Raw genomic sequence first — 21,881 nt, 5'->3', positions numbered from 1 at the left:
TTATGAAGAAGATAGTTGTTTATATAGGAATCGTTGTTTTTGCGTTAGGCATTCTGCATAAAAATGCTGATGCCCAAATCGTAAATGGAGCGTATAAACAAAACGATATTTACGAGAAAAAACCAATGCCATTGGTATCGGTTCGTGAAGCGGATGTATTTTGGCAAAAGACACTTTGGCGTGTTATCGACTTACGCGAAAAGATGAATATTCCATTGTACTATCCAACTATAGCAATTGCCGATCGTACAAATCTCATCTCGCTTTTGTTGAAAGGAATTGAAAGTGGACAGCTTACACCTTATGATGCAAAGACTGATGATGATTTCAAAATTCCGATGAGCTATGCGCAGGTAAAGGCAGAGTTTGGAGCAGAAGCTACCACAGAAGAAAAAATTGATTTCGACACCGGTGAACGTACGACTGTTCAGGTTCAAGGCGAAATTCGTCCAACCGAAATTAAGCAGTACATGCTTAAAGAGCAGTGGTATTTCGACAAACAAACCTCTACTTTGAATGTACGGATTCTGGGTATTTGCCCGATACGTGAGTACATGCGCGAAGGAGATACTTCAGGTCAGGTACAACGCCAAAAAGTATTTTGGATTTACTATCCGGAAGCTCGTCCGTTGTTGGCAACCAATTTGGTGCAAAATCCATACAACGAAGCTCGTCAGCAATCGTTCGACGATATGTTTATCAAGCGAATGTTTAACAGCTATATCGTAAAAGAGTCGAACATGTACAATAATCGCGACATCAGCTCTTACCTGATTGGTAAAGACGCAATGTTAGAATCAAAACGAATTGAAGACGAAGTTTTCAATTACGAACAAGATCTTTGGGAATACTAATTTGATAAATAGCATAAAAAGAAGCCTTATGTTGCCATAAGGCTTTTTTTTGAAACAATTTAAAAATTGATCGGGCGTTTATAAAGTTAGCATCGAATAACAATTAATGAGAAAAACCATCACATACTTGTTTATACTTGTGCTCTTTCTGGCATCGTGCAGAAACGAAAACAACAAGTACCTTACTTTGGGTAAAGGAACAAGAGAAAAGTGGTTTGAGCCAACGCCATTTGGAATGGTTTACGTTGAACGTGGATCCTACACAATTGGATCGAACGACGATGAACTTTATGAAACTTCGCATTCAAGAACCGTTTCAACTGAAGCGTTCTGGATTGACGATACCGAAATTACAAATAACGAATATCGTCAGTTTGTATATTGGGTACGCGATAAAAAAGCCCGCGAATTGCTTGGACAAACGTATACCGATTTTCTTATAATGGAAGATAAATACGGTGCCCCGCTTGAAGAACCAAAAATAAACTGGGACGAACGAATTGAGTGGGACGATCCGGAGTATCAAATGGCAATGGATGAATTGTATATTCCGGAGAACGAACGTTTTGGATTCAAAAAGGAAATTGATGCCCGTAAGTTGGTTTACGATTATTATTGGGTGGACTACAAACAAGCAGCAAAACGAAGTAATGCGTTCAATTACGAAACCCAGCGCTACGAAGGAAATGTAATTAATTCGGATGGAGAACTGGTGCCAATTGAAAACCGAAGTTCTTTTCTGATGCGTGAATCAGTGCCTGTGTATCCCGACACACTTTGTTGGATAAGGGATTTTGCCTACACCTACAACGAACCTTTTACCATGAAATACTTTTCGCATATAGGTTTTGATGATTATCCGGTAGTAGGAGTAACCTGGAGCCAGGCAAAAGCATTTTGTGATTGGCGTACTAACCTGAAAATTACAATGGTCGACCGGTTTAATGAAACTCCGGCACATGATTTCCGCTTGCCCACCGAAAGTGAATGGGAAATTGCTGCACGTGGAGGAATGCACAACAATATGTATCCGTGGGGAAGTTATTATACACGTAACGTAAACGGTTGTTTTGTGGCCAATTTTAAACCCTTGCGCGGTAATTATGTAGCGGATAGTCCAACCACCACCACAACAATGAAAGTGGGGCAGTTCGATCCAAATCCATACGGAGTATACGATATGGCCGGTAATGTTGCAGAATGGACTTCAACCGCTTTTTATGAGGCAGGTTACAACACCATAAATGATCTTAATCCCGAAATTCAGTACGATGCCAAACCCGACGATCCAGCGGTAATGAAAAGAAAAGTGGTGCGTGGCGGTTCGTGGAAAGACATTGCCTATTACATTCAATCCGGAACACGGTCGTTCGAATATCAGGATACCGCAAAATCATATATCGGTTTTCGTTGTGTTAGATCTTCTTTCCGCGATGATCTGGGTGGTCGCCGTGGTATTCAGGAATAGGCGTGTTCACAATAACCTTTTTAGAACATCAGACTCAATCCGCCAAACATGGTAGCTTCCGGCATGGTATAATAGCGGTTAACCGCGTAATCAGTACTCAGCAAATTTTCTCCGCTAACATATAGTTTTACATTTCTTGTCAGGTTATAGCTGGCTTTTGCATTTACTAAGGTGTAACTTTCGAGGTTGGTAACTGCTGTTGGATCATTATCCAGTCCCGAAATATGTTGCACATTAGCCACCAGTAAGAGTTTTTTTAATCGGTAGGATGCATTTAAGAAAAGGTGATGTTCAGGAGTGGCATAAACCGGATTTTTCATGTTGGTATAACTGTATGTAGCATTTAAAGTCAGATCCTTTGTCGGTGTTGCATCCAGCGAGAATTCAATTCCGTTATTCGAAACCTCTCCCGTATTTTGATAACCGTTGGGTTGACCGGTATTCACGATCAGGTTATCACCTTTTACAAGAAAGGCAGTAAGTTCTACCTGCATTCCACCTTCGAAAAATACTTGGATTAGTCCTGTTTCGTAATTCCAGATCGATTCCGGGTCGAGGTTAGGATTTGGTCCCCACATAAACAATTCGCGCATTGTAGGGCTTCTAAAACCTTTTGAGATGGTTCCCTTCCATGTAGTTGAGGGCGAAAATGAATTGGCAAATCCTACGGAAGGAATCCAAACTGAACCGTATTGGCTGTGATGATGATAACGAAGACCGGCATTAATTATCAGTTTGTCTCCAAAACTTTGTTGAGAAAACAGATAGGTGCCAATTTCTGTAACGGTGGTGTCGGCGAATGTCAGGCCTTTCCCTCCCATTGCAAAGGTATTTTCTGCCTTTCCTCCGTAATTCATCAGGTCGATGCCGGCGGTAAGGTTGTTTCCTTCAAATAGCTGAAACGTTTCATAAAGGTTCAATCCGTAATTGTGGTCGTTGGAATGAAAGCCGTCAGTAATTTCGTGCTCACCAAAATTATAGAAAAACTTCATCGCACCTGATGCTTTTTCAAAGTTGTTACGAAGCGAAAACGATCCGTAACCGCGCAATATATCTATCGTTTCTCCGGGCGATGCATTTAGTGTATCAGGGCCCGGATCAGAAGCATCAAAAGCTGCTACACTAAAATCAGCTGAAGCATCAAAATGATCACTGATCCGGTAGCCCAACTTCAGGTAACCGTTTGTTATTTTAAAATCGGAATTGGGGCGGTGGCCATCCGTCTGGTCATGATTTCCTGAAATAAATACACTGAATTTATCCTTTTTAAAACCAACCGAGCCCATGTATTTCTGCGTATTGTATGAACCGTACGAAATGCGGGCATTGCCATTCCAACCATCCACGTCTTGTTTTTTTGTGATAATGTTGATAACACCACCCATAGCATTTGATCCGTAAAGAATTGAAGCAGGACCGCGAATAACCTCCACCCGTTCAACATCAGAAGCTACATACGAATCGGGGAGTGGATGCCCCATTATTCCCATAAACTGGGGGTGGCCATCAATAAGCATTAAAACTCCGGTAGTCGGGCTTCCGCCAATACCTCTTATTGATATCTGACCGGCTGATCCGGCTGCAACACCAAAACCGGTTATTCCGCGCTCGGTAACAAACAAACCCGGTACCCGGCCATTTAGAATCGGTAAAATTGCCGACTCATCGCTTTCTTCAATTTGAGTGCGGTTTACCACCGAAACGGCCATTGGAACATTGTTGCGGTTCACCTGAACCTGTGTTCCGGTAACCACCACTTCATTAATTTTTATAGTATCATTGGTGGCAAAGTGCATTTGTGCGTTCGCAATTCCGTGAGTGAAGAGAATTATGATAAAACTTAAGATAAATAGTCGCATTATTATAGTTTATTGTGTTACGTATTGTTTTAAACGTGTTACCATTTGGTCAAAAAAATTATTCGGCTTTGCTCATTACCAATTTTCCATGCTGGATTCCTTTTAGGCTGATAAGCTGATCTGAAATTTCAGTGAGTTTACGCGAAGGACCTTTCACTGCAATTATTTCCATGTAGTTTTTGTCGTTTAAATGGAAGCCTTGCGACGAAAGAACAAACTCCTTGTGATCGTATTGGATCTCTGCCGATTTTTTGCGTATTTCCTTTTTTTCGTGATTAAAAACCAGGATAACGGCTCCGGCCACAATGTTATCACACTTCCATTTTTCTTCCACGAGATTCTTCTCGATAAGGTGACGAATTGCGCGCGAACGGTTCGCAAAAGCATTGTCTTCAACATACTTGTCGAGTGCTTCAAGCAGTTCTTCATCCAACGAAACGCCAAACCTGGAAACGGCCATGGTGATACTAATTTTAAAATTCGTAACACGAATGTATGAAAATCGGACGAATCTATCGCCGCAAAACCCGGATTGTTCAAAATGCTTTATCTTTAAACAACCAAAAAATAACGTAGTATGACAACGATAAAAACTATTTACCTGGGCGAATTACGCACCGAAAATGAGCACCTGCAATCGGGCAACAAAGTAATAACCGATGCGCCAACCGACAACCGTGGAAAAGGAGAGTATTTCTCGCCAACTGACCTGTTGGCAACAGCTTTGGGAAGTTGTATAATGACGATTATGGGAATTAAAGCCCGTGATAACGGGATCGATATTGAAGGCACGACAGTTGATGTTACAAAAATAATGGCTTCCGATCCACGGCGAGTGGCCGAGGTGGTGGTCGAATTCACCTTTCCGACAAAAAATTACACCGACGAAGAAAAGCAGCTGGTAGAAAGTGTTGCAGGGGTGAGCCCGGTACCGTTAAGTTTACATCCCGACCTGGTACAAACGATTAAATTCAACTGGTAGATTTATTGTTTCACAAAACGGCTAAGAAATACTCCATCCGGGTGTTCGGCTTTTAGTAGATATACTCCGGGAGCAAGCACTGAAATAGACAGTTTTTCCTGCTGCGTGGAGAACTGTTTTACTTCGGCTCCGTTCATATCAAAGATTCCGACTCCGACTATCTGTTTCCCCGAAGGAATTTGAATTGTAATTTCAGTAGTGGCCGGATTGGGAAATATCTCAATCGATTGTGTGAGGAGTTTGTTGGGAACATTCACAATATCGTGTGTTTCAGAAATTAGCCAGAGATCAGGATCAATTACTAATTCGGAAACCTGAAAATCGGTGTCAATGATAAATTGTTGCAGATTGTTGGTATGGTTCAGTCTGACATTGAGCGAATCCGTTCGGCCGGCACTGTATAAACGCACAGGTACAGGCATTTCAAAAAAATCAACTGATTCGTGTGTCGTCGTTTGACTCAAGGTTATCAAGATTTTTTCTTCATCTGCAGGTTTAAAACTGGCCGAGTAAACCGGGTAGCCCTCACCATAAAGCCAGTCGTTAAAGAATTCCATTAAACTGGTGTCGGCGGCTTGTTCAAAATGTCTTATTACATCCTCCGAGCGTGCAAATCCGTTGGCAATTACCGGATCATCGAAATAGTTTTTAAGGCCCTGGAAAAAGGTATCATCACCGATTACCCAACGCAACATGTGCAGCAAATATGCCCCTTTTGCATAAGACAGGCGGCTGCTAAAAACTCGGGAAACAGAAGTGGTATCGGTAACATAAACTGCACCATCGGGTTCTTGTTTTATCTTATCGGAATGTACTTGTTTCCAGACCGGCCACCATTCGGTATTAATGTTCTCGTACGAAAGGCCGGTCAAATAGGTAGCAAAACCTTCGTTTAGCCAGATATCCTGCCACGAGGCCAGCGTAATATAGTTGCCAAACCATTGATGGGCCAACTCGTGAGCAATTAATTCGTAGCCAAAACTGCCCATAAAACTCATGGTCTGATGTTCCATTCCTCCACCCCAGCCAAACTGTGCATGGCCATATTTTTCCAGCGCAAAGGGATAATCTCCAATCAATTCCTGATACAGTTGCATAATTTCAGCAGTAACCGGTGTTTTTTCTTTGGCTTGTTCAAGGCTTTCAGGATAAACGTAATTTAGAATTTCAATGGAATCGCCATTTTCGGTTTCCAGGTAATCGGAATAACACTCATAGTTGGTAACTGCAATGGCAACCAGGTACGTGGCAATCGGGAAACGATGTTTCCAGTGCATGATTCTGGTGGTATCGTTTATTTCTTCCGAGACCAAAATTCCGTTGCCTGCAGTTTTGTATTGTTCGGGCGTGGTTACGATCACGTCAATCGAATCAATTTTATCTGCCAGCGATTGTTTACAGGGCCACCATTCCATAGCTCCATATGGTTCGGAGAGTGTCCATAAAAGGGGAGTAAATTCGGTACCGTGGTTACTTACAGCAAAAGAACCAAAACCGGATGAAGGTGGAGTCCCCCGATAATAGATAGAAACAGAATCGATCTGATCCAAAACAAGTGGTTCAGTCATTTCAATGCTGATTTTGTTATCCTGATGAGAAAATGGAACGATGGAATTTCGAATCGTAATGGAGTCAACAGATAATGAATCGCTAAGATCAAATTCTAAAGTTTCCAGCGACTCAACATTACTTTTAAAATAAGTAGTGACTTTTCCTGAAATGTATCGAACTGCCGGGTCGACCTGCCATTCCATTCGTTGGTAAATAAAATCAGTTTGATTATAGTTTTGACTTTCTGCAAAAGATGATTTGAGAAGAAAACTCCGGCTTTCCTCCAATGCTATTTTTTCGGAAATAAATAGTTCGTCATTCTGCGCCTGCATATTCAGGCATAGGCCAAGAAAAAGAAGTATGTTGATTAAGCGGATCATTGCTTAAAGATACAATTCTGAGCGAAGAGTAGCGGCACAAAAAAAGCGAACCATAATGGTCCGCTTTTCATACCCTTATTTTTTATCAAGAATCAATTTACGTACAATCTGATGCTGGTTTATTTTTAATAGCACCAGGTACGATCCACTAGTATGTTCCGATAAATCGAAAACAATCCTCTGATTATTCTGATAAGTTTTTCTAAATACTTCGCTTCCTATAATGTTTGTAACCAGTAGTTCAATCTCTCCTGCAGGTACATTTTTTAGGTCAATATTAACCTGCCCTCGCGATGGATTCGGATAAAGATTTATTTCGAACTCATTTTCAGTAAGTTGGATAACCCCAACTTCCAATGGATTGATACATACATTAAAGGTATCGCTGGCCAGATCACCCGCCTGATCCTGAATATTTACAATTATATCGAAGCAACCGGTATCGGCAGGAGTAGGAATAAATGTAATGATATACTGTTCCAAGTCTTCGTTGATTTTAATCCAGTCGGGGATGTTGTTACCGTTCACCGATAAATTAATCAGCAGATCGCTGTCGTCGGGATCGTCGAAAAATTCGCCTGGAATTTTACTAAGATAGAGTGTCGACGAATCTCCGGCAACCATTGTTCGGTCTTCGATGAATTGTACGAATTCAGGAGGATCGTTCTCGGTAGTTACCGTTAAAATGAAGCCGATGGATGTTTGATTACCCAGCGAATCCCGCACTGTTACTGTAATGCTGTCAGTTCCGAATTGTTCTGCAAATGGAACAATTTCTAATATCGCCGTGCTGTTGTAGGCCAGATAATCGATAGTCAGACTACTTACAAGTTCTTGGTTGCTGTGTTCGGCGAGCACGCTTACCTCCTGTTCGGCACAAGATGTTCCACCGGAAATACCTGAGAGTGTCAGCATTAGTGTGCTGTCTTCGCTAATTATTTGGTCTGGAACTTCATCGATTTCGGGATCTCGCACTACGTCCACAACCCGAACTGAGGTTTGGCAGTTTGCTTTGTTTCCGGCGGCATCGCTTACCTGAACATTAACAGTATTTTCGCCAAGATTACTACACGTAAATGTTGAAGGAGTAACCACAATTGTCAGATCTTCGAATGCACTTACATCATCGCATGAACCTTGTGCAATTTCAGAGATGTCAGTTTTACTCAATTGGTATGTTCCATCTTCCGCTAGCTCAATTTCAATAGCTTGACATTTAGCCACAGGAGGAATATCATCTTTTACCAACAGGTGCAGAGTAATTACACTATCACATCCAAAAACGGAAGTGAGAGTGTTGGTATAGGTTCCTGTTTTGGTCAGATTTTTCGATGCAAAAACATATGGAAGTTCCGATGGACTCACCGTTTTGTAAATAGGAGTATTGTAACTGTCGTGAACTGTAAGGCTGAGTGTTACCAAACTGTCGCAACCATTTGTCGCCGCAAATACCTCCTTAAAAATGCCACTTGCCGACAACGACTGCGTACCGAAAATATACGGGAGGTCGTTTTCGCAGATCGTGTCGGAATACGCTGATTGGGAAGTATCGCTAATTGTAAAATACAAAGTTACGGTACTGTCGCAACCGGCCGAAGAAGTAAACACTTCGGTGTAACTCCCTTCAACAGTGAGTGTTTGTGATCCAAAAGCAAAGGGCAAATCATTCTCGCAAACCGCGAGTGTGTCTTTTATATTGAAAGTATCGTTCACTGTTAATGTCAGAATAATTATACTGTCGCAACTATTAAGAGATTGCAGGGTATCTCGGTAAATACCACTTTCAGAGAGAATATCTCCTCCGAATGAATAAGTGCTGCCAATGCAAATTGCTGTGTCGGCAGGAATTTCATAAACCGGATACACAGAAAGGTTTAATACAACTACACTGTCGCAGTTTGAAACAGATTGCAGAGTGTCTTTATAGATGCCTGAAGCAGTAAGTAATTCTTCTCCAAAATTATAACTGTCTCCTTCGCAGATGCTGGCGTCAACAGGTATTTCGTAAGTCGGATTAACAGTCAGGTTAAGCGTAACGATACTATCGCAACCATTTGCTGAAATTAGCGTGTCTTTATATTCTCCTTCGTTTGTAATATCGGTTCCTGCAAACAGGTACGAATTGCCCTGGCAAATTGCCGTATTTAAAGTCTCGTAAACGATTGGATTAACTGTAAGCTGAAGCGTAACCACACTGTCGCAACCTGTAGAAGCGGTTAAAGTATGCATATAATTTCCGGTTGTACTATATTCTGTTTCGCAAAAAGTAAAACTATCACCTTCGCAAATTGTAACCGCAGTTGAATCGCTGTAAACCGGATTAACCTGCAAGTTTAACACAATAACACTGTCGCACATTAATGCTGATTGCAAAGTATCTTTATAGATGCCCGATGTGGTAAGTGTTTCTTCTCCAAAAATTACACTTTCTCCTTCACAGATTGTAGAGTCGATCGGAATCTCATAAACCGGATTAACCGTTAGTGTAAGTACCACAATACTGTCGCAGTTGAAAACCGTTTGCAATGTATCGCGGTAAATCCCTTCAGCAGAAATTGCATCCCCGGCAAAATTGTAGGAGTCGCCATCGCAAATGCTGGCTTCTATCGGAGTTTCTGTTGCCGGATCAATAGTAAGCGCTAAAGTTAAAATACTGTCGCAGCCGTTTATCGTTTGCAATGTGTCTTTGTAAACTCCTTCGGTGGTTAGTTGGCTACCGTTAAAAAGGTAACTGTTGCCATCGCAAATGCTCGCTGTAAGGGGGATTTCGTATGTCGGATTTATAACTAATTTTAACGTAAGAATACTATCGCAACCATTTACAGTTTGCAGGGTGTCAGCATGAATTCCAGGCATAGTTAGTGTTTCTGTGCCGAAAATATATGAGTCTCCCTGGCATATTACGACTGAATCAAGTTCTACCTCAAATACCGGATTAATTTTAAGATTAAGAGAAACTACACTATCGCAACCGTAGCTATTTGTAAAGCTTTCAGAATAGAATCCTTCAGAAGTTAAAAGCTGGCCTCCAAGTTGATAGGGTAAATCTGTTTCGCACACTTCAAAATCACCTTTTTTAGTGAGAAGGATATCATCAAAGAACATTTTTGTAGTACCGCTATTTCCAGCGCAAAGCATAACGTCAATTGTTTCAACTGTTGGGTGCATCGGGAAATCGGAAGTAGTTTCGCCACCGCTGGTACCGGATACTTTTACATTGTTGATATAAACCTGGTACGAACGGTTAACAAGATCATGTATCATTTTTACATGGTACCACTGTCCGGGTGTATAATCCATAATTTCGTAGGTCGGGCCATCAGAATAAGTAGCAGAAATTTTTCCGTCAAAAAACTGTAAACGCGAAGTTCGTGTTCCCCATGATCCAATATTGAAATTGCCCACACCAATACTTCCGGCTATGCCGGAGAGGATCTTCTCGCAATTTACCCAGGCTTCGAGCGTAATTTCTGTGGGCATTGTTACAGGCCTGCGATAATATTCTGAAGCCCAGCTGGAAGCGCCTTCCATCTGGAATGCTTTTATTCCATATTTTACAGGATTGTCTACAACAATTTGATTCGCAGTACCGGTTCCGTCGTATTTTTGAATCCAACCAGATGGTGCAGTGTTTAAATTATCACCTTCAAAGGAACTAAAGAATATTGTATCAACATCACCCAGCCAAATATTTTGTGACGGGTAAACAGTTATTCCCCCAACAATGGTGTCGTTGGCCGATTTTGCACTGTCGGTGTGTGTAACTATTGCAGAAACTTCAAAGGTTCCTGCATCGGTATAAATGTGTTCGGGCATAATTTCCAGCGAAGTTGTTCCATCGCCAAACTTCCATTCAATAACATCCGCATCAGCTATATCCGCATCGAAAGAAATGGGTGTACCTAAACAAACTGTTGAGTCATCAGCCGAGATAACAACCTTAGGTTGAACTTCTTTCGAAATGGTTTTGCTAATTGCGCTGCTCCAATTTCCTTGTGCATCAACAAACTGAAAACTAGCAACCGGTATTCCGCCTGGGAAGTTAGCAACATCAACCAATTCATCTAAAATCAGCGATTTTACAGGTGTTGCCAAAGTTACTTCTGTTGCCGAAGCCATATCATTATTGGGCCAGTAGCGGTAGCCTGCAATTTTATTGTCGGTAACTACCACATCATTTTCAAATTTGTTAAAGAGAGCGGAAATAGCAGCACTCCATTTTCCAGCTTCATCCTGAAAACGATAACTTAGAGTGTGAAGTCCGTTGCCTAGAGTCGAAACGTCAAGTTGGGTGTCCAGCAAATATTCTGATCCGGCAGGAACAGAAGTTACTGTACTTGATGAAATATCACCGTCGATCCAGTACTCTACTGCCATTAATTTTTGCAGAACAACAGCCGGTTCCGCCGGGTATTTTACAAACAACTGCGAATAGGCCGAACTCCATTTTCCTGCCTCATCGCCGTAGCGTGTACTCACAATATGCAGCCCGTCGCTTAGAGCCGAAACGTCGAGTGAGGTATTTACATTCAGTTGAGAAGTTGCTGTTACCGCGTCGATTTGAACCGAAGAATAATCGCTATCGAACCAGTATTCCTTTGCAGTAATCTGGTGCAAAACAGGTGTTTCATCATCATACTTGGTAAAATACCAGCTAGCAGGTGCATTCCAGTTTCCACTTTCATCTTTTAACCGGAGACTGAAAAAGTGAAGGCCGTTAGTCAAGGCGGAAACATCGATTTGCTGGTTCATATTATAAAGGGATGTGGCAGCAAAGGTTTCGGAAACTTTACCGGCATAATCATTGTCGAACCAATATTCGAGTGCAACCAGTTGTTTTAATCCTGTGTTAGCTTCCACTTTGAAAAAGCGAGTCAGCGGAGCACTCCATATTCCCCGGTCGTCTTTAAAGTGACACGATACAGTATGCAGGCCATCGATAAGAGAGCTTACATCGAGCAAAGTGTTCCAGTCTACAGATGTACCAGAAGCCAGAGAAGTTTCAACGGCTGTTGAATAATCACCATCGTACCAATATTCAACATCGGTGACCAGATGTGGCCCCGTATTATCCGAATAGTGGGTAAAGAATTTTGTGTGTACCGAGCCCCAAACACCTCTCGAATCCTGAAAACGGATAGTAAATGTGTGCAGACCCTGTTCAAGTGAGCTTACATCCAGCAAATCGGAATAGTTCACTGTGGAACCTGTTATCGTTTGCCGGCTGGCTGTGCTATAGTCGCCGTCGTACCAATATTCCATCGCCGAAATATTGATTTGTGCCGACAGCCATGCAGGAAGCAAGAGCCAAATGAGTAAATATATTAATCGTCTCATGTTCATTTTTTTTCAGTTTAAACCTGAGCGATTAGCGGCTTTGAGCGGCTGCATTTATATTAACTCCCAGTTTATCGTTTGCTGCTTCGGAAGCAATGGTTGCTGTGTTGATGTGCGGATAGTAAGGAATGACTTTATATGGAGTTGTTGTTCCGTAAATACCAGCATTGGTTCCATCGCTGGCTGATGACAAAATACTGACGGTTGATGCGTCGGACTCAGCAGTTCCGGTGGAGCTTGTGTTCAAATGGTAATCGTTTTCGTATTCAAAAGTGTAAATGTTGCCAATAATTGTTGTGTAAATATTGGCAGTTCCTACACTGTAAATATTATCGGATCCACCGTTGGTGCTACTAGTGTTGTATGGTAATGGTTCTGCAAAAATGTTGTTGTACAGATTGTTGCTGGTTGAAGTATAGAGTCCTCCTTTGACTCCAAATGCATTATTGGTAAATGTGCAATAGTCTGAATATCGTACTGCTGAATAACCATAGGATGAAGAGCCATTTACATTGATCGAATTATGATCGAAATTCGATTGATAGAACTTATCAATGTAGGAAAATATTAACGATTTTTCTATTGTGCAGTTACTACCATAATTTCCATTAACGCCTTGTAGTACACATTCACTAATTTGAAAATTTAAATCCGGATTGCCGGTGGTTGCACTACGAAGAGTAAGCGTGTTGATTACCCTGCATCTTTTTAGCTTTATATTAATTGCTTCATCATCGGAGCTACCAAAATTGAGGCTGCTTGTGAATAAAATTCCTTCAAATGAACTGTTGTCGCAATCTCCGGTAAAAACTAATCCGGTAGTAATTCTTGTTTGCATGGTTGCTTCCGTTTCGGTAGGATAATGTCCGTGCCCAACCCAATGCAGTGTTTTTTCAATGGTTGCATCGGTAATGCTAAATCCTCCACCCGGTAAATACAATGTATCGCCTGCAACTGCATTTTCAATAGCAGTATTTATATTATTGTAAACTTCGGTTTTGGTGCCATTTTGCACGATAAATTGTGCCTGTCCCCAGCTAATGAATGTAAGGAATAAGAGCGGAAGTATGATTATTTTTTTCATGATATTCGGTTTTTGTATTAATGCGTATTAAGTACTTAGAATTTCACTGGGATTAGCGTTCTTGTGCTGCTACATTAATTTGTACACCCAGGTTTCCTGATACAGCTTCGTTATCAATATTGGCTGTTTGAATGTGAGGAGAATAAGGAACGGCTCCTTCTTTGTAAGGCAGCGCAGTTCCGTAAACTCCGGGATTAGTACCATCAGTTGCATTGCCAGTTATACTTACACCGGTATTTCCATTCTCATCGGTGCCTGTTGTTGAGGTATTTAAATGGTAGTCGTTATCGTACGAAAAGGTGTAAATATTAGCACTGTTCGATATGTCCTCATAAATATTTCCCGATCCGATATTAATAATATTACCGGAGCCGGTAATCGTTGAAGTTGTTGGATCGTAAGGTAAAGTTGATTGAAAGAGGTTATTTTCGAAATTGCAGTTGTAAGTGTAATAAAGACCGTAGGAATATCCAAAAACATTGTTTGTAAACTGGCAGTTCTCGCAATACCTGATAACACGATTATAGCCGTCGTAATCGTTTAAAGAATTATGATTAAAGAACGATCGGTTGAAATTATTTAATGTGCTGAAAATTAAATTTTTTTCCACACGAGCATTCATGCTGTAACGAGCATCAAGTGCTTGAGTAACACATTCTGTAAGGTGAAATCCCAGGTCTGGAGCTCCAGTACTAATATCGGTAGTACTTCTCATATAAAGTGTTCCCCAAACCCGGCAACGTTTCATTGTTACGCCCGTACACTCATCGTCGTTCGAACCGAAAGTGACAGTGGTCTGAAAGTATATGCCTTCGAACGTGCTGTTGTCGCAATTCCCTGTGAAATTTACAGCATTTGTAATTTGCGTGTGGCCTGTTGCTGCAGTTGAATCGGGATAGTGTCCTACTCCGCGCCAGTGTAAGGTTTTGTCAATGGTTGCAGGGTCAATGTAAAAACCTCCACCGGGAAGGTAGAGTGTATCGCCGGCTGATGCGGCTGCAATAGCATCGTTAATATCGTCGAAAGATTGTGCAGTGCCATTTTGCACTACAAATTGTTTTTGGGCGAATGTGGTAATCCCCATAAATAGGAATAGTAGAAAGAAAAGATTTTTCATGGTTATTGAATTTTTGTTTGTTTTTTGAGCAGAAAATGGTGCTTGGTAACACTGTAATAATGGCAGTTTTGAAACTAAAAATAATTCGAATATTCCTTATTTAAAGGGAATTATTGAAGGAGTCAGCCAACTGTAGTGATGGAGCAATAAATGGTATGTTTATGTCAACTAACCGTATAATATGTTTAGTAAAAATAGGCGAGTTTGGGAAAGATTTTAGTCGAGGGTTTTGTATGCAAGAATTCTGTTCTGAACATCTTTCCGGCGATCGCGGGCAATATCGAGTTTTGTTCCCTGGTATAATTTTAAAGTCCTGGTATTGTACGATTGTACCTGATCCATATTCACTAAATACGATTTGTGAATGCGAATAAATGGGTAGTCTTCCAACTCGCTTTCCCAGTATCCCAAATGTTTGGAGGTAATAAGTTCTTTTGGTTGGTTGAGTTCGTTTATAAAATGTACCGTCGAATAGTCTTTTTCTGCTTCGAGGTATAAAATACTTTTTGCTGGTACAAACACTGTTTCGTGTTGGCCTTTTATGGCAACCTGGCGTTTCCTGAAAGCCTGTATCGTTTTAAATAATTCGTCCAGTTCTTTTTTTCTGAAAATATGGTGTCTGGCTTTATTAATTGCCGATATCAGATCGTCTTTATCAATAGGTTTGGTAACATAATCAATGGCATTGTGTTTAAATGCTTTTAGGGCATACTGGTTGTAAGAGGTTACAAAAATTACATGTAGTTGATCGAATTGCCATGTGTTTAACATTTCAAAAGCATCGAAATTATCGTTAAACTGAATATCAAGAAAAAGAAGATCGAATTCAATTTGGGGAAGTTTTTCCAGTGCTTTACGACCGGATTCAAACACTTCGACAATTTGTACGTCGTGTGTATATTTTTCGAGAAGTTCTGTAAGGTTTAATACCGAATATTTTTCGTCTTCAACAATTACTGCTTTTATCATTTTTAATTATGCTATTCCGGGTTTATACAAATATAACCTTCTGTGTTAAAATTTGTTATGTATTATTAATAGTGGAATTTCAAATTTTATTTCAACGCCGGGATTTCTGTCTGACATTTCGAACTTAATGTTACTTTTCTTTTGAAGCAGCTCAATCCGTTCGCGCGTAATTTGTGTACCTAAACCTGTTCCGCTTGTTTCTTTATTTGCTTGTAAACCCTTACCATTGTCGGCAATCGAAAACCTGAGTTTCCGATCTTCGGTTGTAATGGTAATTTGTATTTTTAATTCTCTGTTGTTTACATCCGAAAATCCGTGTTTGATTGAATTTTCAACCAAAGGCTGTAGCATCATCGAGGGTACAGAGATTGTTTCTGTCGAGCAGTTTTCAGGAAGTACAATTTCGTATGAAAAACAGTCGTTACATCGGAACTGTTCCAACTCCATATATTTTTTTACAATTTCCAATTCTTCGCTCAGACTAATCGATTCTTTTTTAATGCTTTGCAGTATAACGCGTAAGAGTTTCGAGAATTTTACAATATAAGTATTGGCTTGTTCTTTATGGCCGGCATTCACCAAACCACTAATATTATTTAAACAGTTCATTACAAAATGAGGGTCAAGCTGGGCGGCCAGTGCCTCGCTTTTTAATTGCATTAATCGTTGACGCGTTGCTGCTTTCTGCTGTTCCTTTTTTCTGAAAAACTGGACCAGAAAATACACCAGTAATGCTAACAGTATTATTTCGGAAAGAATAAACCACCATTTTTGCCAGAATGGTTTCTGAATTTCGAAATCAAAAAATAATGTGTCAGAACATGCCGAACTTACACCGGCATCAGCTTTAACAAGAAAACGATAAGTGCCGGGTTTTAACTGATAAAAAGTAACCTCGTTAATTTCTGAAGCCGGCAACCAGTCGTCTTGTAAACCTTCTAATTTGTAGTAAAATCGGATATTTCCGGCATTGGCAAACGAAATTACGTCAACCAGAAAACGGATGTTGTTATGGTTGAAATTAAAAGAATTATTTCCGGTTGAATTCAGGTTTTGCCACCTGATATTATCAGGAGAAACGGTTGTGTTTAAAAATATACGAGGCGATGTAATTTTCTTATCAATCAGTTTTTTTGGGTCGAAACGCGTTACCAGGTCGCTTGTTGGTATCCATATCATTTCTTCGGAATCGGTAAAAAAGCCGTTTTGCCCACATTCTAATCCGGTAAAACCACTCGACTCGTTGTAAAGCACAGTTTCAAAGATTCCGTTTTTGTAATAATCATCCAGATTGGCAACATATAAACCTTTAATTCCGCCCATGAATAAATAATGTGGCGCAACAAACAGAAGCGAATAAAAAGCTTCTTCTTCCTTCTGTGCAATTGGTATAATTGTGTCGTTGGTATAGAGGTTTAAATTTTTTATCCCGCCTATCCAAATGTTGTTTTTATGGTCTTTTGTGGTACTGTAACTGCGCCTGACATTATCTTGTTGATACCGGATAATACTGTCGTTTGAAACAACTGCTACTCCGTTTTTACCAACTGCAACAATTCTGTTTTTTGTGTCGGCTTCAACACTTAAAATACTTGAAACGCCAACACTGTCGCGGCTCCGGTATTTTATGTTTCCGTTTGGTTTTTTTATAAACAAACCGGCAAAACCAGCAAATATCATCGTACTGTCGGGTAAAGCTTTTGTAATCTGATATGGGAGTTCGAGCAGGTCTTCAACCGGCGAGAATGTGTCGTTTTTGTATTGTAATACATTGCATTCGGTTGGAAAATACAACGTGGAACCCATTCTACTGGCACCCATATAATAGCGGTACATCTTGTGTAAGTCGGTATTAGCGATGTGATGTTTCAGGTTTGTATTCAATAAATCGGTGTAATCAGTAATCGATTCCCGGTCCCATTTCCACAAACCATTTTGGTACGACGCAAACCAAAAATTGTTATTATCGTCTTCAATTACCGACCAAACCCAGTCTTTATTTCCTTTCGAAAAAGTATAGTTTACAAAGTTGAGCTGAAAGAAGTTATACAGTCCTTCTTCGGTAGCTACCCACAGATTGTCTTCGTAGTCGAATAGAATATCACGAATCGAAGTAAGATTTTGTTTAATCGGTACCAGCTTGTCTTTGTAATAGAAAATATCACAGTCGGTTTTTATTATCAGCGCATCATTCGATGGAGTTTGAATAATTTTAAAAAAACGGACAGGTGGCTGTATCTGGAATAGAAAATGAAATGTATTATTAATTAATTTGAATACCTGATAGTTATTATTTACACCGATATAATCGTCTCTCCAGCGAATAATTTGGTTAATTGAATATGGATTGGCCAGTGTTTTTACTGTTTGTCGTGTTTTTAATTCGGAGATGTAAATGGAATCGAAATCGGTTTGCCAAACCAGATTCTCGACACTTTCGCTTATATAAATAACTTGTCCTGCATTGTTATTAACCGGATAGCTAATTAAAGAATCGGTATTTGCATATGATAGAATTTCAATTTGTTTTTTGTTATCGGGAAGAAATCGATAAATCTCCTTAAGCTTTTTCTTTGGACAAAAATAAGCGAGAGAGGAGCTGCTTTGATTGTCGGGATAGTTGTATATCTCCACTGAGCCGTCCTCAAGTTCAGCGAAGTTTGATGGCCCGAAGAGAAGCAGATTTCCCGCTTCGGTTTCTCCCATAGTGATAATATCAAAACCTGCAATCTTAATATCATCGGTGTAATTCTTAAAATGTTTGCCATCGAAGCGGCTCAGGCCTGCTTTGGTGTAAGACCATAAATACCCTTTACTGTCTTGGAATAACGACATAACCTGCATTTGCGCAAGTCCGTCGTGTATTGTATAATGTTTTGAAGTATATTCCTGGTGGAGTTTTTGGGCGTGAAGTTGATTAACCGAAAAAATAAAAACAATCATCCAACTCAATAAGGTTGTCAACTTGCATTGTATTGTGTGGTCTTTTGAGATTGGCATTTTCGGTTTTATCGGTACTGGCTATAAAAATAAGATAATCATATAATTGTACATTGTTTTATTGTCAAAAAAAACAGGAACCAAAATGGCTCCTGTTTAATTTATATGATCTGCGAAAATCTATTTTTCCAGCTCTTTCCAAGCCAATGCGCTTGCTCCAACAATTGCAGCGTCGCCAGGCTTAAGTTCCGATGGAAGAATTTTGATCTTATCTTTAAAGATAGGAAGTAAGTGTTTCTCCATGTGCTTCTTAGTAGGTGCGAAGATGTAATCGCCTGCAGCGGTAGGACCGCCAAACAGGAATACTGCTTCAGGACTCAGGTGGTGAACGGTATCGGCCAATCCTTGTCCTAACCATGCACCTGTTTTTTCGAATACTTCCAACGCAATTTTGTCGCCTTTTTCAGCAGCTTCGTAAATCATTTTCGAGTCTAACTCGTTAAACGATTTGTCGGCTAAAACACTGTCGGTAGCATTGTATTGAACCATCAATTCAAAAGCAGTACGTTTCATACCCGGTGCCGAGCAATAAGCTTCCAAGTGGCCCAATGCTGTACATCCGCACAAACGACCGCCAGGAATAAGCGTAGTGTGACCACATTCGCCGGCAAAACCATCGTGACCGTAAACAAGGTCGCCATTTACAACGATACCACTACCAACTCCGGTTCCCAAAGTAAACATTACAAAGTTTTTCATGTCTTTGGCACCACCGTAGATCATCTCGCCAATAGCTGCAGCATTTGCATCGTTTGTTAATGCCAGTGCTTCCATCTCAGGAAAATGTGCACGTAGCAACTCAACTAATCGAACCACGCCTTTAAACGACAGGTTTGGAGCATATTCTATTGTCCCACTGTAGTAATTACCGTTTGGAGCGCCAATTCCTATACCTACAACTTCAAGGTTTTCGTTCAGTAACTTAACTGATTTAATCAATTCTTTAATGGCCGCTGCCAAATCTGAAATGTATTGGTCGATATCACCATGTGAGGGCGTAGAAATATTGTCTTTTACCATCACGTGTCCTTCTGCGTCAACTACACCAATAGCAGTATTGGTACCGCCTATATCAACCCCAATTGCAACTTTTTTCATCGTGTTATTATGTTTATTAATTTAGATATTGTCTGTCTATCCATGTATCTTAGCAAAATTAAAAATATTATGCAATTGACATTGATACGTACCAATGTTTATGGCTATTTATTTTGAATTCAATTAAGCTTTAACGTTTTTTAGTACGATTCAGTAATTTGGGGTACAAAACAAGGATAAAATTTAATCGTACATTTGCTGCCGAATAGTATGAAAGCAATTGGAAAAGCAATTCTGAAGTTTTTGGGGTGGATACTTTTAATCCCTATTTATATTTATAAGTATGCGATTTCACCGTTTACCCCGGCATCGTGCCGGCATGTCCCCACGTGTTCAGAATATGCTGTTCAGGCGATAAAGATTCACGGACCGTTTAAAGGTTTTGTGTTGACCTTGAGGCGCCTTTCAAAATGTCATCCCTGGGGAACGCATGGTTACGATCCCGTTCCGCCAAAAGATCCGGGCGCAAAAAAGTTTTAAGTCCGATCGTTTTATTTAATCCAAAACATAAAACTAAATTTGTGGAACGTTGTTAAAATGAGACACTAAAAAATATATTGATGAAGAGAATTATGCTTTTGTTGATTCTGGCAAGCTTGTTTGTTGCGTGCGGGAATCAAAAAAAAGAGAAAAAAGAAGCAGTTGCAGATGTGGTTACCGTTAGTATTTTACCGCAAAAAACTTTTGTAGAAAAAATAGCTGGCGACGATTTTGAGGTGAATGTTCTTATTCCACCAGGATCGAGTCCGGCAGCTTATACACTTTTGCCCTCGCAACTTAAAGATATTTCGCGTTCAGCCATTTGGTTCCGTATTGGTTACATTGGTTTTGAACACTCGTGGAAAGACAAAATTGAACAGGCCAACACAAAAATGAAAGTGGTAAACATTTCGGAAGACCTCGATTTAATAGCCGATCATATTGAACAGCATGGCGACCACGTGCACATCGACGGGATTGATCCTCATGTTTGGCTTTCTCCAACTTTGGTGAAACAAATGGCGAAGGTTATTCTCGATGAGCTTTCGGCACTAAAACCTGAAAAGACCAATGATTACAAGGCCAACTACATGCGTTTTGTAAAAGAATGCGATCAGCTTGATGTCGATCTTAAAAAGCAATTAAAGGATTTTGAAGGGAAAAAATTTATTGTTTTCCATCCAAGTCTTTCGTACTATGCACGGGAATACGGGCTGGAGCAGTTCTCGCTCGAAACCGGTGGAAAAGAACCAACTCCGCAACAATTGCGCGAAGTTGTTGACATGGCTAAATCAGAAGGAATAAAAGTTATTTATATTCAGAGTGAATTTGATCGTGAACATGCCCGCGTTTTTGCCGACGAAATTGGTGGTGAAATTGTTGAGGTGTGGCCGCTTAATCCCGAATGGGAGGAAAACCTGAGACAAATGACTCAAATTCTGACAGATAATTTTTAATGGATCCACTAATAAAAATAGAGCAGCTTACGGTTGGTTACGACAAGGTTCCTGTACTCGAAAATGTAGATCTTGAAATTAGCGACAGGGATTTTATTGGAGTAATCGGTCCAAACGGTGGCGGAAAAACAACCTTGTTAAAAGCCATTTTGGGTTTGCTAAAACCTGAATCGGGCCATATTCATTTCTCGAAAGAAATGAGTGGCCGGAAAAAACCAATTGGCTACCTGCCACAGGTACGACATATCGACCGGAAATTTCCGATTACTGTTTTTGATGTGGTACTGTCGGGCGGAATTATGCAAAACCGCCAAAAAACAAAAGGCGAAGTCAGAGAAAAAGCTGAGGGCCTGTTGGAAGAAATGGGTGTGGCCGGAATTCGTAACAAAGCTATTGGCGAATTGTCTGGCGGCCAAATGCAACGTGTATTTTTATGCCGTGCGTTACTAAGCGAACCAAGATTACTTATCCTTGACGAGCCGGATACTTTTGTGGATAACCGTTTTGAAGGGGAACTTTACGACAAGCTTCAAAAGCTAAACGAAGAGCTTGCTATTCTTTTGGTTTCGCATGATGTGGGTACCATTACCAGCTGCGTAAAATCGATTGCCTGTGTAAATAAATACCTGCATTATCACCCGAGTAATGTAATTTCGCAAGAACAGCTGGCCAATTATAATTGCCCGATTCAAATCATTTCGCATGGCGAAATTCCTCACACCGTTTTAAAGCACCATCATCATTAA

The 21,881-nt window shown here is 40.4% G+C and carries 15 protein-coding genes; 6 read left to right on the top strand and 9 right to left on the bottom strand.

Going from position 1 to position 21,881, the window contains the following annotated elements:
- The first annotated feature begins 2 nt into the window (after positions 1 to 2).
- Complete coding sequence (gene porN, locus SLH46_RS00700; protein WP_320279211.1) at positions 3 to 854, top strand: type IX secretion system ring protein PorN/GldN; 852 nt, start codon at positions 3 to 5, stop codon at positions 852 to 854.
- A 106-nt stretch (positions 855 to 960) separates the two neighbouring features.
- Entirely contained in the window at positions 961 to 2,322 is a 1,362-nt protein-coding gene (porK, locus tag SLH46_RS00695) for a type IX secretion system lipoprotein PorK/GldK (RefSeq protein WP_320279210.1), read from the top strand.
- Positions 2,323 to 2,342: 20 nt separating this feature from the next.
- Here porK and SLH46_RS00690 read toward each other — a convergent pair whose 3' ends face one another.
- Both SLH46_RS00690 and nikR read right to left on the bottom strand, forming a co-directional pair.
- Positions 2,343 to 4,181, bottom strand: coding sequence for a TonB-dependent receptor plug domain-containing protein (locus SLH46_RS00690; protein ID WP_320279209.1), 1,839 nt, complete (start codon positions 4,179 to 4,181; stop codon positions 2,343 to 2,345).
- 58 nt (positions 4,182 to 4,239) lie between these two features.
- A complete protein-coding gene (nikR, locus tag SLH46_RS00685) occupies positions 4,240 to 4,641 on the bottom strand; it encodes a nickel-responsive transcriptional regulator NikR (protein ID WP_320279208.1) in 402 nt (133 codons plus the stop codon).
- Between the two features lie 117 nt (positions 4,642 to 4,758).
- On the opposite strand from nikR, the gene SLH46_RS00680 reads away from it, so the two are divergent.
- Positions 4,759 to 5,163, top strand: coding sequence for an OsmC family protein (locus SLH46_RS00680; RefSeq protein ID WP_320279207.1), 405 nt, complete (start codon positions 4,759 to 4,761; stop codon positions 5,161 to 5,163).
- Between the two features lie 2 nt (positions 5,164 to 5,165).
- On the opposite strand, the gene SLH46_RS00675 is transcribed toward SLH46_RS00680, so the two are convergent.
- The 7 genes from SLH46_RS00675 to SLH46_RS00645 form a co-directional block, all read right to left on the bottom strand.
- Positions 5,166 to 7,094 carry a M1 family aminopeptidase gene (locus SLH46_RS00675; RefSeq protein WP_320279206.1) on the bottom strand — a complete coding sequence of 643 codons (1,929 nt, stop codon included), beginning with the start codon at positions 7,092 to 7,094 and terminating at the stop codon, positions 5,166 to 5,168.
- 75 nt (positions 7,095 to 7,169) lie between these two features.
- Positions 7,170 to 12,431 (bottom strand): T9SS type A sorting domain-containing protein, encoded by a 5,262-nt coding sequence (locus tag SLH46_RS00670; RefSeq protein WP_320279205.1) that lies wholly within the window; start codon positions 12,429 to 12,431, stop codon positions 7,170 to 7,172.
- Between the two features lie 31 nt (positions 12,432 to 12,462).
- Positions 12,463 to 13,515, bottom strand: coding sequence for a hypothetical protein (locus tag SLH46_RS00665; RefSeq protein WP_320279204.1), 1,053 nt, complete (start codon positions 13,513 to 13,515; stop codon positions 12,463 to 12,465).
- Between the two features lie 52 nt (positions 13,516 to 13,567).
- The gene (locus SLH46_RS00660; protein WP_320279203.1) at positions 13,568 to 14,632 is read right to left on the bottom strand and encodes a hypothetical protein; all 1,065 of its coding nucleotides are present in this window, start codon (positions 14,630 to 14,632) and stop codon (positions 13,568 to 13,570) included.
- Positions 14,633 to 14,848: 216 nt separating this feature from the next.
- On the bottom strand, positions 14,849 to 15,601 hold the full coding sequence (locus SLH46_RS00655) for a LytR/AlgR family response regulator transcription factor (protein ID WP_320279202.1): 753 nt from the start codon (positions 15,599 to 15,601) through the stop codon (positions 14,849 to 14,851).
- A gap of 45 nt (positions 15,602 to 15,646) precedes the next feature.
- On the bottom strand, positions 15,647 to 18,544 hold the full coding sequence (locus tag SLH46_RS00650; protein ID WP_320279201.1) for a sensor histidine kinase: 2,898 nt from the start codon (positions 18,542 to 18,544) through the stop codon (positions 15,647 to 15,649).
- 177 nt (positions 18,545 to 18,721) lie between these two features.
- On the bottom strand, positions 18,722 to 19,699 hold the full coding sequence (locus tag SLH46_RS00645) for an ROK family protein (protein ID WP_320279200.1): 978 nt from the start codon (positions 19,697 to 19,699) through the stop codon (positions 18,722 to 18,724).
- Positions 19,700 to 19,909: 210 nt separating this feature from the next.
- Here SLH46_RS00645 and yidD point away from each other — a divergent pair, with 210 nt between their 5' ends.
- The 3 genes from yidD to SLH46_RS00630 all read left to right on the top strand — a co-directional run bounded on the left by yidD (position 19,910) and on the right by SLH46_RS00630 (position 21,881).
- Complete coding sequence (yidD, locus tag SLH46_RS00640; protein ID WP_320279199.1) at positions 19,910 to 20,179, top strand: membrane protein insertion efficiency factor YidD; 270 nt, start codon at positions 19,910 to 19,912, stop codon at positions 20,177 to 20,179.
- An 80-nt stretch (positions 20,180 to 20,259) separates the two neighbouring features.
- Positions 20,260 to 21,135, top strand: a complete 876-nt coding sequence (locus SLH46_RS00635) for a metal ABC transporter solute-binding protein, Zn/Mn family (protein WP_320279198.1) — start codon at positions 20,260 to 20,262, stop codon at positions 21,133 to 21,135.
- Positions 21,135 to 21,881, top strand: a complete 747-nt coding sequence (locus tag SLH46_RS00630) for a metal ABC transporter ATP-binding protein (protein WP_320279197.1) — start codon at positions 21,135 to 21,137, stop codon at positions 21,879 to 21,881. The genes SLH46_RS00635 and SLH46_RS00630 overlap by 1 nt, the downstream gene beginning before the upstream one ends.

Source organism: Draconibacterium sp. IB214405, from assembly GCF_033963885.1.
Lineage (GTDB): Bacteria > Bacteroidota > Bacteroidia > Bacteroidales > Prolixibacteraceae > Draconibacterium.
The sequence above is the reverse complement of the archived record's forward strand: the minus strand, read 5'-3'. Positions and strand labels throughout refer to the sequence as shown.

Excerpts from the sequence above, each read along its gene's own strand:
- SLH46_RS00675 (WP_320279206.1), bottom strand. The coding sequence starts at position 7,094 with ATGATCCGCTTAATCAACATACTTCTTTTTCTTGGCCTATGCCTGAAT.
- porK (WP_320279210.1), top strand. The coding sequence starts at position 961 with ATGAGAAAAACCATCACATACTTGTTTATACTTGTGCTCTTTCTGGCA.
- SLH46_RS00690 (WP_320279209.1), bottom strand. The coding sequence starts at position 4,181 with ATGCGACTATTTATCTTAAGTTTTATCATAATTCTCTTCACTCACGGA.
- SLH46_RS00660 (WP_320279203.1), bottom strand. The coding sequence starts at position 14,632 with ATGAAAAATCTTTTCTTTCTACTATTCCTATTTATGGGGATTACCACA.
- SLH46_RS00665 (WP_320279204.1), bottom strand. The coding sequence starts at position 13,515 with ATGAAAAAAATAATCATACTTCCGCTCTTATTCCTTACATTCATTAGC.
- SLH46_RS00630 (WP_320279197.1), top strand. The coding sequence starts at position 21,135 with ATGGATCCACTAATAAAAATAGAGCAGCTTACGGTTGGTTACGACAAG.
- nikR (WP_320279208.1), bottom strand. The coding sequence starts at position 4,641 with ATGGCCGTTTCCAGGTTTGGCGTTTCGTTGGATGAAGAACTGCTTGAA.
- SLH46_RS00635 (WP_320279198.1), top strand. The coding sequence starts at position 20,260 with ATGAAGAGAATTATGCTTTTGTTGATTCTGGCAAGCTTGTTTGTTGCG.
- SLH46_RS00680 (WP_320279207.1), top strand. The coding sequence starts at position 4,759 with ATGACAACGATAAAAACTATTTACCTGGGCGAATTACGCACCGAAAAT.
- SLH46_RS00655 (WP_320279202.1), bottom strand. The coding sequence starts at position 15,601 with ATGATAAAAGCAGTAATTGTTGAAGACGAAAAATATTCGGTATTAAAC.
- yidD (WP_320279199.1), top strand. The coding sequence starts at position 19,910 with ATGAAAGCAATTGGAAAAGCAATTCTGAAGTTTTTGGGGTGGATACTT.
- SLH46_RS00670 (WP_320279205.1), bottom strand. The coding sequence starts at position 12,431 with ATGAGACGATTAATATATTTACTCATTTGGCTCTTGCTTCCTGCATGG.
- porN (WP_320279211.1), top strand. The coding sequence starts at position 3 with ATGAAGAAGATAGTTGTTTATATAGGAATCGTTGTTTTTGCGTTAGGC.
- SLH46_RS00650 (WP_320279201.1), bottom strand. The coding sequence starts at position 18,544 with ATGATTGTTTTTATTTTTTCGGTTAATCAACTTCACGCCCAAAAACTC.
- SLH46_RS00645 (WP_320279200.1), bottom strand. The coding sequence starts at position 19,699 with ATGAAAAAAGTTGCAATTGGGGTTGATATAGGCGGTACCAATACTGCT.